This window comes from Vibrio hannami (assembly GCF_029589055.1).
GTDB lineage: Bacteria > Pseudomonadota > Gammaproteobacteria > Enterobacterales > Vibrionaceae > Vibrio > Vibrio hannami.
The window spans coordinates 630309-644460 of record NZ_JARQZP010000006.1 but is presented as its reverse complement, the minus strand read 5'-3'; the positions used below and the strand labels follow the sequence as shown (position 1 = coordinate 644460).

10 protein-coding genes, 1 pseudogene and 1 other annotated feature are annotated in these 14152 nt (G+C 43.5%); of the genes and pseudogenes, 6 read left to right on the top strand and 5 right to left on the bottom strand.

Annotated elements, in window-relative coordinates; all coding sequences use genetic code 11:
• Nucleotides 1–281 precede the first annotated feature (281 nt).
• The 3 genes from clpB to rluD form a co-directional block, all read right to left on the bottom strand.
• On the bottom strand, nt 282–2873 hold the full coding sequence (gene clpB, locus P7F88_RS14325) for an ATP-dependent chaperone ClpB (protein WP_277825755.1): 2592 nt from the start codon (nt 2871–2873) through the stop codon (nt 282–284).
• Between the two features lie 128 nt (nt 2874–3001).
• The gene (gene pgeF / locus P7F88_RS14320; protein WP_277825753.1) at nt 3002–3724 is read right to left on the bottom strand and encodes a peptidoglycan editing factor PgeF; all 723 of its coding nucleotides are present in this window, start codon (nt 3722–3724) and stop codon (nt 3002–3004) included.
• A gap of 2 nt (nt 3725–3726) precedes the next feature.
• Complete coding sequence (rluD, locus tag P7F88_RS14315) at nt 3727–4698, bottom strand: 23S rRNA pseudouridine(1911/1915/1917) synthase RluD (RefSeq protein ID WP_277825751.1); 972 nt, start codon at nt 4696–4698, stop codon at nt 3727–3729.
• A 163-nt stretch (nt 4699–4861) separates the two neighbouring features.
• Between rluD and P7F88_RS14310 the strand changes: the two genes are divergently transcribed.
• The 5 genes from P7F88_RS14310 to yjjX all read left to right on the top strand — a co-directional run bounded on the left by P7F88_RS14310 (nt 4862) and on the right by yjjX (nt 9843).
• Nucleotides 4862–5587, top strand: coding sequence for an outer membrane protein assembly factor BamD (locus tag P7F88_RS14310; RefSeq protein WP_277825749.1), 726 nt, complete (start codon nt 4862–4864; stop codon nt 5585–5587).
• A 149-nt stretch (nt 5588–5736) separates the two neighbouring features.
• Complete coding sequence (locus tag P7F88_RS14305) at nt 5737–7170, top strand: MltF family protein (protein WP_277825747.1); 1434 nt, start codon at nt 5737–5739, stop codon at nt 7168–7170.
• Nucleotides 7171–7548: 378 nt separating this feature from the next.
• Nucleotides 7549–7890 carry a ribosome hibernation-promoting factor, HPF/YfiA family gene (gene hpf, locus P7F88_RS14300; RefSeq protein ID WP_277825745.1) on the top strand — a complete coding sequence of 114 codons (342 nt, stop codon included), beginning with the start codon at nt 7549–7551 and terminating at the stop codon, nt 7888–7890.
• 104 nt (nt 7891–7994) lie between these two features.
• Nucleotides 7995–8116 (top strand) — a sequence feature (Phe leader region).
• 13 nt (nt 8117–8129) lie between these two features.
• On the top strand, nt 8130–9308 hold the full coding sequence (gene pheA, locus P7F88_RS14295; RefSeq protein ID WP_277825743.1) for a prephenate dehydratase: 1179 nt from the start codon (nt 8130–8132) through the stop codon (nt 9306–9308).
• 1 nt (nt 9309) lies between these two features.
• The gene (yjjX, locus tag P7F88_RS14290; RefSeq protein ID WP_277825741.1) at nt 9310–9843 is read left to right on the top strand and encodes an inosine/xanthosine triphosphatase; all 534 of its coding nucleotides are present in this window, start codon (nt 9310–9312) and stop codon (nt 9841–9843) included.
• Between the two features lie 40 nt (nt 9844–9883).
• Here yjjX and trpR read toward each other — a convergent pair whose 3' ends face one another.
• Both trpR and P7F88_RS14280 read right to left on the bottom strand, forming a co-directional pair.
• A complete protein-coding gene (trpR, locus tag P7F88_RS14285) occupies nt 9884–10189 on the bottom strand; it encodes a trp operon repressor (RefSeq protein WP_277825739.1) in 306 nt (101 codons plus the stop codon).
• Nucleotides 10190–10269: 80 nt separating this feature from the next.
• Nucleotides 10270–12198, bottom strand: coding sequence for a transglycosylase SLT domain-containing protein (locus tag P7F88_RS14280; protein WP_277825737.1), 1929 nt, complete (start codon nt 12196–12198; stop codon nt 10270–10272).
• Between the two features lie 272 nt (nt 12199–12470).
• Between P7F88_RS14280 and ettA the strand changes: the two are divergent.
• Nucleotides 12471–14137 (top strand): annotated as a pseudogene (gene ettA, locus P7F88_RS14275) (energy-dependent translational throttle protein EttA).
• The last annotated feature ends 15 nt before the right edge of the window (nt 14138–14152 follow it).

The window sequence follows — 14152 nt, the reverse complement described above, 5'->3', positions numbered from 1 at the left end:
ATGTTTTGATGACGTTCTTATTAAGGAACTCTCAAAACGGACGGCCATTTTAGCGAGATAAGTCTCAGTGTCAAACACTTTTTTCAACTTTATTTCTCAAGGCTTTCAGTCCTTATTGACACTCTAAGTTTTTGAAGACTTCTTCGTGACAACGGAGGCGCATTATAGGGAGAATTTAGGTTTGCACAACCCTTAATTTTAGTTTTTTTATAAAAAAAGAGTCGTTCGATTAGATTTCAGACAAATTGATGCAAAAAGGGGCATTTTTGCCCCTTCTAATGTCAATTATCGTCTGAAAACATTTGATGAGCGATGATTCTGTCATTGTTTACTAATAGCTGTATCGGTTTCTCTGCATCAACTTTGCCAGCCAGAATAGCTTTCGCTAGTGGGTTTTCAACGCTCTGCTGAATCGCTCGTTTAAGTGGCCTTGCACCATAAACCGGATCAAAGCCAACCTGAGAGATAAGATCCAGAGCTTTTTCAGAAATCTCTAACTGATATCCACTCTCGGCCATTCGCTTCGATAAGCGTTTAAGCTGTATAGAAGCAATTGACTTAATATGTTTTTGCCCCAGAGGATGGAAAACGACACTCTCATCAACACGGTTTAAGAACTCTGGACGGAAATGCTTTGTCACTACATCCATTACTTCATTCTTTATACCTTCGTAATCGAGATGCATAAAGTTTTCCTGTATTCGCGAAGAACCAAGGTTAGAGGTCATGATGACAACAGTATTCCTGAAATCTACCGTCCTTCCCTGACCATCGGTCAGCCTTCCATCATCCAGCACCTGAAGAAGAATGTTAAACACATCCGGATGTGCTTTTTCTACTTCATCTAATAGGATTACCGAATAAGGTTTCCTTCTTACCGCTTCTGTAAGATAGCCACCTTCTTCATATCCAACATAGCCAGGAGGCGCACCAACCAAACGAGCCACAGAATGTTTCTCCATAAACTCGGACATATCGATTCGCACCATGGCGTCTTCACTATCAAACATAAAGCTGGCAAGTGTTTTACACAGTTCGGTTTTACCCACACCTGTAGGTCCAAGAAAAAGGAAAGAACCAATAGGCTTATTTGGATCAGATAAACCAGCCCGGCTTCTTCGAATGGCATTCGCAACAACTTCTACCGCTTCTTCCTGACCAACGACTCTTTTATGCATTACCTCTTCCATGCGGAGAAGCTTCTCTTTTTCTGCTTCCAGCATTTTAGAGACAGGAATTCCTGTTTGCTTAGAAAGCACCTCTGCAATTTCCGCGTCTGTTACTTTGTTTCTAAGCAGAGTCATTTCGTGCATTTCAGCCTGAGTCGCTAAATCAAGTTGCTTCTCCAGTTCAGGAATACGCCCATACTGAAGTTCAGACATTCGGTTCAAGTCACCAGCTCGTCGGGCAATGTCCATATCCATTCTTGCCTGTTCAAGCGCAGTCTTAATATGTTGAGTTCCAGAAAGCGCCGCTTTTTCTGCATTCCAGACTTCTTCAAGTTCTGCATATTCGCGCTCTTTTTCGGAAAGCTCTTCGTTAAGTGTCTCTAAACGCTTGGTACTCGCTTCATCTATTTCATTAACCAGTGCTTGCTGCTCGATCTTTAACTGGATAATTTTGCGTTCAAGTTTGTCCAGTGACTCAGGTTTGGAGTCGATCTGCAAACGGATGCTTGAAGCCGCCTCATCAATCAGGTCGATTGCTTTATCCGGCAACTGGCGATCTGAGATATAGCGATGAGATAGACTTGCTGCGGCTACGATTGCAGGATCGGTAATCTCAACGTGATGGTGTAATTCGTAGCGCTCTTTCAGGCCACGCAAAATGGCAACAGTGTCTTCTACTGTAGGCTCATCTACGATGACTTTCTGGAATCGACGCTCTAGTGCCGCATCTTTCTCTATATATTGTCGATATTCATCCAGAGTAGTCGCGCCAACACAATGAAGCTCACCACGAGCCAGTGCAGGTTTTAACATATTGCCTGCATCCATTGAGCCTTCGCCTTTACCTGCACCTACCATGGTATGAAGCTCATCAATAAAGAGGATGATATTGCCCTCTTCTTTTGAGAGTTCATTCAGAACCGACTTCAGGCGTTCTTCAAATTCACCACGATATTTTGCACCAGCCACCAGCGCGCCAAGATCCAAAGAAAGAACTCTTCGGTTACGCAGACCTTCTGGCACTTCGTTATTTACAATTCGTTGTGCTAAACCTTCAACGATTGCCGTTTTACCTACGCCGGGTTCGCCGATAATCACCGGGTTGTTTTTAGTTCGGCGCTGAAGAACCTGAATGGTACGCCTGATTTCATCATCACGACCAATTACAGGGTCAAGCTTGCCCTGCTCTGCCCTTTCAGTCAGGTCGATAGTGAACTTTTCTAGCGCTTGTCTTTTTTCTTCAGCATTTGGATCATCAACTTTTTGGCCACCACGAACCTGTTCAATCGCCTGAGAGACCTTTTCCTCTGATAAACCGAACTCTTTTAATAATTCACCAAGAGGCCCTTTATCTTCTATGGCCGCTAACAGGAATACTTCTGAAGAGATATAGCTGTCTTGTCTCTTTTGAGCAACTTTATCGCAAAGGTTAAACAAAACACCCATTTGGCTTGAAAGCTGAACATCGCCTCCAATACCACTCACCTTTGGCAGGCGGTCGAGCATTTCAGATAATTTGGAACGTAACTGAACCACATCAACGCTAAGCATAGTAAGTAGTGGTCTGATGGTCGAACCATCCTGATTAAGTAAAGACACCATCAGGTGTACAGGCTCTATATACTGATGGTCACGGCCAAGAGCCAATGACTGAGCATCAGAGATAGCAAGCTGAAATTTACTGGTGAATCTGTCTAATCGCATAGTGACCTCAAAACATCGCGAGAGATGAATATACTCAAGTAACTTATGCTAGAAAGATGGATACGAAAGGAATTTTTTCAAGGGGATAAGGTACAGAGAAGATGCTCTGTACCTCAAAAAGGAGTTATTTATTCAATCCAGATAAAGGTTGCCTGTCTTCCGGTGACACCATCCCTTCGATATGAATAGAAACGTTCTGCATCACTGTAAGTACATAACCCGCAATCGTAGACTGCTTCTACTCCAACAGAGTTCAGGCGTTGAGTAGCTAAAATGGACATATTTGCCCCATATTTTCCGTTACCTTTTTCTACAAAGCCTTTTATAGCACTTGAATCATGTTCAACATAGGCTTTAAGAACATCTTCCCCAACTTCAAATGCATCCGGGCCAATGGCTGGGCCAAGCCAGGCCATCACTGGTTTATCAAAAAGCTTTACCGCATTTTCGATAATGCCACCAGCCAGACCACGCCAGCCAGCATGTACAGCGGCAACCTTAGTTCCTTCAACATCAGTTAACAGAACAGGCAGGCAATCTGCCGTCATTGCGCTGCACACCACACCCTTTGATGAAGTTGAAGCCGCATCGGCATCGATTACCTGAGCTGTTGGCGCGGCAAGATCAGCAACCACAGTTGAGTGTGTCTGATTCAACCACACCGGAGCGGAAGGTAAATCATTGGCTTCTATTAATCGCTGGCGATTAGCTTCAACATCATAAACACTATCCCCCACATGCATTCCAAGATTTAAACCTTCATAAGGTCCTTTGGATACGCCACCTGCACGAAGTGAACTAAATGCTTTCACATTAGCCGGTGCTGGCCAGTTCGGGAGGATAATGTCCATATTTACTCTTCCTCTTTATTAAGTTGAGTATCTACTCTTAACGCTTCCGTCATCGCTACCATATCATCCGGCACTGGTGCGTGGAATTCCAGCTCCTCGCCAGTAACAGGATGTTCAAACTTCAGCATAACCGCGTGAAGTGCCTGACGATCAAAACTACGAATCATAGCAGTCAGCTCTTCAGATGCTCCTCGTGGAATACGAGCACGACCACCATAAGCAATGTCGCCCAATAGAGGGTGCTGAAGGTAAGACATATGAACACGGATCTGGTGAGTTCGACCTGTCTCAAGGCGAAGACGGATACGCGTATGTTCACGGAAGTGCTCTGCAACTCGATAATGAGTTACCGCAGGTTTACCCAGCTCATTGACGGCCATCAATGTACGCTTAGTAGAGTGACGACCAATTGGCTTGTCTACCATACCGCCAGCGGTCATCTTGCCAATCGCAATGGCTTCGTACTCACGGGTAATATTGCGTTTCTGCAGCGCCCGAACCAGTCTGGTTTGTGCCGGAACCGTTTTAGCAACAACCATCAAACCGGTTGTATCTTTATCCAGACGATGCACAATACCTGCACGAGGAACTTCAGCAATTGCCGGATAGTGATGTAACAATGCATTCAGCACTGTACCATCCGGTGTACCCGCTCCCGGATGAACAACAAAGTCACGAGGTTTGTTAATTACCAGAATATCGTCATCTTCATAAACGATATCCAATGGAAGATCTTGTGCTTCCCAGCGCTCTTCATCTTCAAGCTCAGCCTGAAGCGTGATTTGTTCACCGCCCATCACCTTAACTCTAGGTTTGGTGATGACAGTTCCATCTACCTGAACTTTACCGGCTACTAGCCACTCTTTTAGCCTTGAGCGAGAGAAATCGGAAAATAACTCTGCGATTGCCTGATCTAATCGTTGACCAAGCTGGCTGTCTTTTACGGTACTGGTTAATTCTATCTGCTGCGCCATATCGAACTTTTTTAAAACAATGAGACTAATACCAAGGCGTTAACTACATATTGTGAATAAAGGCGTTGGTATATTTCTAAAGACTATGGAAAAATACGCTGCTATTCTATCCGAAGTAACGGAATGAGAACATTTATTTATACCTGAGGAATAAACTCCTGACATGAAATACCGCACTTTATCGGGCTTACTCGCATTATCCCTGTTGTTTGGCTGCTCCAGCAGTGAGGAAGTTGTGCCTGATATCCCAGCAGCAGAATTGTACTCCGAAGCTCAAGATGCATTGAGGAGCGGCAACTGGTTTTCCGCGGTTGAGAAGCTAGAAGCGTTGGATTCTCGCTATCCTTTTGGCGCCTACTCTGAGCAGGTACAACTGGATCTGATTTACGCATACTACAAAAATAATGATCTGCCACTTGGTCTTGCCACTATAGAACGCTTTATTCGCCTGAACCCAACACACGATAAAATCGACTGGGTGCTTTATATGCGCGGTTTGACCTACATGGCACAGGACAGAAGCTGGATGCATGATCTCTTCAATACTGATCGTTCAGATCGAGATCCAGAGCCAGCGAAATCCGCATTTGCCGACTTTAAGCGCCTGCTTCAAAGGTACCCTAATAGCCCTTATGCTGCAGACGCAAAGGAGCGGATGGTTGCACTGAAAAACCGATTAGCGAACTACGATCTGGCCACTGCTGATTTTTACCTAAGAAGAGAAGCGTGGATCGCAGCAATTAACCGATGCCAGGAAATTCAGAAAACCTATCCTGATACTATTGCAGCTAAAGAGTCGCTGAATATTCAGTTGGAAGCCTATAAACAACTGGGTATCAAAGAAGCCATCCAACGTACAGAAGAATTGATTAGGTTAAACCCACTCTGATTCAATAGATATCTATCTAAAGCCGCTACTTCAGCGGCTTTTTCTTTTTTTGCATTCCCAGCACCTCTCACAACCCCAGAAATCCTTTGTACATTAAACAATTATCTTCATCTATAATTGTTTAACAAAACATCAACACGGATCGTTGTATGAAGAAGTTATGCCATTGGCTAATCATTTTTTGGTTCTATTCGTTTAATGCTCTCTCACTTGAACTCAGCCCGCTAACAAATGAGCCTTATACTGGGGATTTCGATGTACTTGAGAAGAATGGCGGAATTAGGGTACTGGTCTCTGCCGATCTTGGGTTCTATTACATTGAAGGTGGCAAACCTAAGGGAATGCTTGCCGAATTACTCTACCATTTTGAAAAGCAGTTAAAACAGAAGAGCAGCTATTTGCATCTCCAGATCATTCCCGTTGAAAGAAGTGAGCTTATTCCCTCGCTAATTTCAGGTCACGGAGATCTTATCGTGGCTAACCTGACGATTACCCCACAAAGAGAACGTGATATTGATTTTAGTACCCCAATGCTCACAGGGGTGAATGAATATATTGTTACTCGTAAAGATGAACCAGAGATAACTACATTAGAGCAATTAAGTGGTAAAGAGATTTGGATTCGCGCCAGCTCAAGTTACTTTGAACATATAAGCAAGATAAATCGCTTATTGAGTGAAACTGGTTTTCCTCCTATGAACGTACATTTTCTGGAAGAAGCTCTGCAAGATTACGAGGTTATCGATATGGTCAATCAGGGGCATATCTACTCAACGGTTCTCGATAGCCACAAAACGGAACTATGGCTTAGAGTCATGGACAATATAAAGGTACATAAAAAGGTGCCCCTTCATTTCGAAGGTAAGATAGCTTGGGCATTTAGAAAAGGTAGCCCAATGCTGGAAAAAATCGTTAATAACTATCTTAAAACAGCAAAATCTGGAACCTTACTGGGTAACGTTTTATACGAAAAATATATAGAGAAAACAGGTTGGCTTTCCCGTGCATTAAATCCAGCCAAGGTTGAAAAAATGCATGCCCTATCAGACCTGTTTAAGAAGTATGGAGAAGAATATGAGTTTGACTGGTTAATGCTCTCCGCTCAGGCGTTTCAGGAATCTGGATTTGATAACCGTAAAGTGTCGCATAAGGGAGCTGTGGGCATAATGCAGGTATTGCCCTCAACAGCCAATGATCCCAAAGTGAACATCCCTGATATCAACAATCTTGAGAACAATATTCACGCTGGCACCAAATACCTTCGCTTCCTGCAAGATCGTTACTTTTCAGATGAAAGCATTACCGAAAAGAACAAGGTTTACCTTTCCTTAGCCGCATACAATGCAGGGCCTGGCAACATAAGAAAAATGAGAAGGTTAGCTGAAAAAAATGGTTATGACCCGAATGTATGGTTCAGAAATGTAGAGATAGTGACACGAAGAAATATAGGCCGAGAGCCTGTTCATTATGTTGCCAATATCAATCGATATTTTGTTATTTACAAACAAATGGCCGAACTTAATCAGCTAAGAGAAGAACAAAACGCAGCTCTAGTTAATTTAGTTCTGCCTGGTGCGGAATAACCTTACACCTCATAAGCAAAAAGCCGAGCAGATTATCTGCTCGGCTTTTCTATATTCGTTTCTGGATTGATTTCAAACTGAATGTGTTTTCGATCATTCTCACACTTTTTTGTTGAGCATAAAGTAAACAGCTCTGTTCTCGGGCACTACAAAATCCCTAAAAACTGGGGATTTTCAGTATGCTACTTCTTACCAATTTAACCAGATTCAACAGTTGTACAAGTTTTTTCGCAGAAAAAATATAGCAGATTTGTTTCAGATCACATTTGTATTTACGACATCAAACCCTCTCAACTTAAGTGATCTGGATCACATTATTTTATCTTTAGAAGGGTAATCTGGAGTTAACCCATAAGGGATGCAACAGAGGAAAACTATATGAAAGTAAACATCACCGGCAAAAACATCGAGATCACCTCTGCAATCCGAACTCACATTGAAGCGAAGTTCAAAAAACTAGAAAAGTTGCAAGTAGACATTATTAGCTGCAAGACAGCCATCAGTGAGGAACCAAATAAACAGAAGAAATTTGAAGCGAGCATTACCGTTCCTAAAGGCAGATTAAACGCTTCTTCTGTACACGAAGATTTATACGCGGCGGTTACTGAAGTAGAACAGAAACTGGAGAGACAATTAAATAAGCTTATTCATAAGCCAGCAGCCCGTCGTGCTACCCATGCCGAGAAACCAGAAGTCCCAGAAGTGGATGAGGCAGTATAAAATAGATATCCTTTAAGTAGCGCCTTCGGGCGCTATTTTTTTGCTTGACGGAACCTATCCCCTTGCTTATTGTGTTTACTCAATTAACGAAAGTGACTAAACATGCATAAATTCAACCTGTTCTTTTTTGACTTCTTTTTTCACTCCTAATCAGGAGGCTTAAGTCGTTTTAGGAAAAACAAGTCAAAAACGAACAGAAAGCCTCCCACAGGGAGGCTTTTTTTATAAGGATAATTCACATGACAGACAGTAAATATTCTCTCGATGAAATTCGACTTCGCCTAAATGAGCTCGATGATCAAATGTTGAGCCTTCTATCTGAGAGACGTTCACTAAGTATAGAAGTAGCCAAGAGCAAGATAAAAACGTCTAAGGCAGTTCGAGACGCAAAGCGAGAGCAACAACTGTTAGTCAAGCTGATCGAAAACGGCAAAACTAAGTACGACCTGGACGCACCTTATATCACCAAGCTTTATCACACCATTATCGAAGATTCGGTGTTACTACAGCAGTCCTACCTTCAAAACCTGGCAAACCCGGAGCTAAGCCGTAAACCTATAGCCAGGGTGGCTTACCTTGGTGCAAAAGGCTCATATTCACATCTGGCAAGCCGCGAGTATTTCAGCAGAAGAAATACTGAGCTGGTAGAACTAAACTGTGAACACTTTAGAGAAGTCACCAAAACAGTTGAATCCGGTCATGCAGATTACGCAGTATTACCTATAGAGAACACCAGTTCTGGCTCTATCAATGCGGTTTACGACCTTCTTCAACACACTACTCTGTATATCGTTGGGGAAATAACTCTCCCAATTGAGCACTGTATTCTGGCGACATCTGACGTACATCTTGAAGATATTCATACTCTATATTCACACCCGCAGCCACATGAGCAATGCAGCGAGTTTTTAAGCAGACTGAACGGTGTAACTCTTGAATCATGTGCTAGCACCGCTGACGCAATGCAAAAAGTGAAAGACCTTGATAGTAAAGAGGTAGCTGCTATCGGTAATGCATCTAGTGGTAAGCTTTATGGTCTTCAGCCAATCCAAAGCAATATTGCAAACCAGACAGAAAACCACACACGCTTTATCGTGGTTGCTCGCAAGCCAGTCGAAGTCTCAACACAAATTCCAGCGAAAACCACTCTGATTATGTCTACCTCACAAGAAGCTGGTTCTCTGGTTCAAACGCTGTTAATCCTGCAGAAATACGGCATCAACATGACCAAGCTGGAAAACCGCCCGATAATCGGTAATCCATGGGAAGAGATGTTCTATGTAGACCTAGAAGCACACCTGGATTCTGAAGAGATGCAGAAGTCCATTGCTGAACTGACTAAGATAACTACCCACTTGAAAGTTCTTGGTTGTTATCCAATTGAGAATGTAACACCAACAGAAGTGAAGGTGAGTTAACGTGACAGTGCAAAAGGTAATAGTTACTTCACTAAACCCGGCAAAAATCAAAGCCGTTGAAAGTGCATTTGGAGAGGTGTTCCCCGAACAGGTGTTCGACTTTGAGGGTGTAAGTGTTCCCAGTGAGGTTCCCGATCAACCTATTTCTAATGAAGAGACTAAGCAAGGCGCACTTAACCGGGTAAAAAACGCGAAAGCACAGATTCAGGAAGCTGATTTCTATGTTGGTATAGAAGCAGGTAATGAAGGAGATATCACCTTTGCGTGGATGGTAATTGAGTCTCAGGATAAGCGTGGCGAATCACGTTCTGCCAGCCTAATGCTTCCTCCGGTAGTTATAGAAAAGCTTCGCGAAGGAAAAGAGTTAGGTGACGCGATGGATGAAGTCTATTCTACCGAAAACATAAAGCAGAAAGGCGGTGCGATTGGGCTACTCACCAGTCACCTGTTGACGCGCAGCTCTGTTTATCACCAGGCACTGATTCTGGCTTTGATTCCTTTTATTAATTCAGAGCAATTTCCTGCAAATATCTAGCATTCAAAAAATAAAGGGTAGCGTCTGCTACCCTTTATTGCTATTTGTTTGAACTTTTCTTAAGCAACTTAAATAATGCCTGCTTCTGCTCGTCTGTATGCCCTTTAAGCTCGTTTGAACCTCTGGTAATGGTCGCAACACCCACCCCCAACATCTGGCTAAGCTGGCGTTGAGATACCTCACCTTTCAGAAGCTCGTTGAGAATATTTACTCTCGTTACCAGTGACTCTCTTTCATCTGGTGTCATAAGCATAGTCAGCAACATTTCGTGTTGTTCACTTTCAGCAGCTTTCTCCACCAAATCCAATACTTGTTGCCAATCATCATAGTCAGGCTTTAAAGACATAAACTAAGCTCGGTAATTAATCCTATCAGGCATTGTATACTCAACTTAGTCAGTTATGCGAGAGCCAGACACATTCAGCATCAGTATTTTGTTAACAGCTCATTTGATTTTAGAAACTCACCATCCACATCCATCAAATCTCGATAGTAGGTTTCAAACATCAAAATGTTTTGTACATATCCGCGGGTTTCCTTGAATGGAATCGCTTCAATAAATGCAAATGCATCTAGCTTGCCATCAGACCTTTCTCGCCAGGTTTTGACACGGTTTGGCCCGGCATTGTAGGCCGCAAAGGCAAAGATTCGATTGTTGTCGTACTGACTCAACAAACTATTCAGGTACTTACTGCCAATCTCGATATTCTTACCAACATCATAAAGCTGACCTGCGCCTTTGTAAGACAGCTTATATTTCTTAGCCGTATATTTTGCGGTGTTTGGCATGATCTGCATAATGCCCCTGGCTCCTACCGGAGAGCGAGCTTCAACGTCGAGAGCACTCTCCTGACGTGCAACCGACATCAGGGTAATCGGATTAACCTTATGCTTATCACCGTAGAAGTTAAACCACCATTGGTGTGCTACCGGGAATCTGAGCGCGGTATCGTCCCACATCTTAGCCTGTATCGTTGCTTTAACTGTTAGGTGGTGCCAGTCCTTCTCTGCAGCATAAACAGCAAGCGCCTTTTGCTCTTCTTTACCAACTTGCCAAAGCAACCAGTTCCATTCGCTTTTAGCCGCCTGGATTTTATCGACATCAATAAGTTCATTTATTCGGACAAGAGATTCATTATAAGGCTTCAGAAGCTCTGTATTGGCATGAGTTTTTTGTGTCTGATAATGAAACGGTTTATCCAGAGACTTAGCTGCCGCTACACTGTAGAAGTTTCGCTGTCCAAGAAGCCCCTGCATCCTCTTAATGCCTTGCTCTCTATCTCCCAGAGCAAGCTCAGATCTGGCTCGCCAATACTGCCATCGCATGGAATCCTGACTGGTCTGCGGTAGCAGCGTTATCCAGTAAGCCGTCATTGGCCAATCTGCCTGACGTATAGAAAGGCGAATTCGACTTTCAAGAGCTTTAACGTTCTCGCTGTCCATCAATACAGAATCGCGCCAGGCTGCAAGATAGTTTTCTTTTGTATTCATCAACCTAACAGCAATATACTCGGAAACTTTCTGAGCCTGTTCTTTTTGGAAGTTCTGAGCATCAAGCACTATTTCAAGATTACGCTGAGCAAGCTGAATATCTTTTCGGGCTAACTTCTTAAGCGCAATCTCTGACTGCCTGCGATTAAAATCGCTTGGTGGATACTTTTGCGAAAACTCGACAACATACCTAGGATCCCTCGCCAGTTTCTTCATCTCTTTTGCCTGAAGACGACTCTTGTTACTTTCTGTCATTTTGGCGAGATAGTTCACCATATTGTTACTACTACTTTCATAGCTCAGCAACATTCGGCGAAGCACCAAATCGTCGGTTCGCAAACCTGCATCCTTCCAGGCATCAAACAGTGGTGAACAGTTGTCCGATACACTTTTACCACTTAGCCAAAGCTTCTCTGCCCCTTTAAACGCTTCAGACGTATCCCCGTTTACGTATTTGGAGTAATAATAGCTACACTGATATTTCTCCATTTTGGGTTCATAGGTTTGGTATTGATAGAAGGTTTGCCATTTCTTCTGTTTGATCAGTGCATCCAGATATGCTGCGCGAACACGGTTAGAAAAAGGGAAAGAGTTGTGCTGCTCAATAAAAGCCGCCACCTCTTCAGGCGTACGATCTCCAATTCCGATCAGAAAAGTACGGTAATCTACATAAGGAGTTAAAGGATAATCCGCAATCTGATCGCGGATCTCCATGTATTCATCTACTTGCTTTTTATCCAAATAGTCTTGTGCTTTTTGGTAAATAACTCGCTGCTGTGCAAGAGACGCTGGTGCAGAATAAGCACCAGAAGAGATAGCCAATAATGGCAGAACAGCAGAAACAAGTTTAGCTAGCCTTTGCATTTGTATTGTTTCCAAATTTTAATTTTGTGTAACCTGAGCCACATCTTTACGCAATCGATTACTTCAATAAACACGCTACACTATATAGCCTATAAGATATTGCTGTATGTAAAACTAATGTTAGAAATATTCTGCATAAATTTTCAAGTTAAAATGCGATTAATTTGCATACCTGTCTCATGATGTGATGAGTATATGAGTGCAACTTGTGGTTAAAGTGCCAGTTATATAAAATGCAGCTTTCCCTTTTCTGAATACAGGAACGATCGGCAATGGCTGAATACGTCTATACCATGTCGCGGGTGAGCAAAATCGTGCCACCAAAGCGTCAAATTCTTAAGGACATCTCTCTAAGCTTTTCCCTGGCGCCAAAATTGGTGTTTTAGGTCTGAACGGTGCAGGTAAATCTACACTTCTTCGTATCATGGCTGGTATTGATACCGATATCGATGGTGAAGCACGCCCACAACCAGGTCTGAATGTTGGTTACCTTCCACAGGAACCACAGCTTGATGAATCTAAAACAGTTCGTGAAGTTGTTGAAGAAGCTGTTGCAGATGTTGCTGACGCACTTAAGCGACTGGATGCGGTATACGCAGCTTATGCCGAAGAAGATGCAGACTTCGATGCGCTTGCTAAAGAACAAGGTGAACTGGAAGCTCTGATTCAGGCAAAAGATGGTCACAATCTGGAAAACTCCCTAGAGCGTGCTGCTGACGCACTTCGCCTTCCTGAGTGGGATCAGAAGATTGAACACCTTTCTGGTGGTGAGCGTCGTCGTGTTGCTATCTGTCGTCTTCTTCTGGAAAAACCAGATATGCTACTTCTCGACGAACCAACCAACCACCTGGATGCAGAATCTGTAGCCTGGCTGGAACGCTTCCTTGTCGATTACACAGGTACTGTTGTGGCGATTACCCACGACCGTTACTTCCTGGATAACGCTGCAGGCTGGATTCTGGAACTGGACCGTGGTGAAGGTATCCCATGGGAAGGTAACTATACTTCATGGCTTGAGCAGAAAGATGCTCGTCTTAAGCAGGAAGCTGCTCAAGAGAAAGCTCGCCAGAAGACTATCGAGAAAGAACTTGAGTGGGTTCGCCAGAATCCAAAAGGTCGTCAGGCGAAATCAAAAGCTCGTATGGCTCGCTTTGAAGAGCTTAACAACTCCGATCACCAGAAGCGTAACGAAACCAATGAACTGTTCATCCCGCCAGGTGAGCGTCTAGGTGACAAGGTTATTGAAGTAAATAACCTGACTAAATCGTTTGGTGACCGCGTTCTTATCGATGATCTATCGTTCACCATGCCTAAGGGTGCGATCGTTGGTATTATCGGTGCTAACGGTGCAGGTAAATCAACACTATTCAAGATGCTAAGCGGCACAGAGCAACCAGACTCAGGTACTATTGATCTGGGCGATACTGTTCAGCTAGCTTCTGTTGATCAGTTCCGTGACAGCATGGATGACAGTAAAACTGTATTCCAGGAGATCTCTGAAGGCGCTGATATCATCAAGATCAACAACTTCGAAATCCCTGCTCGCGCATATTGTTCACGCTTTAACTTTAAAGGCGTTGATCAACAGAAGATCATCGGTGAGCTTTCTGGTGGTGAGCGTAACCGTGTACACCTTGCTAAGCTTCTTAAAGCTGGCGGTAACGTACTGTTACTCGATGAACCAACCAACGACCTGGACGTAGAAACACTTCGTGCACTTGAAGAAGCGCTTCTTGAGTTCCCTGGCTGTGCAATGGTTATCTCGCACGACCGTTGGTTCCTGGACCGTATCGCAACTCATATTCTTGATTACCGCGACGAAGGTCAGGTGAACTTCTACGAAGGCAACTATACTGAGTATACAGAGTGGTTAAAACAGACTCTTGGCGCTCAGGCTGCAGAGCCTCATCGTATCAAGTACAAGCGAATCGCTAAGTAAAGCCTTTTGCGAATG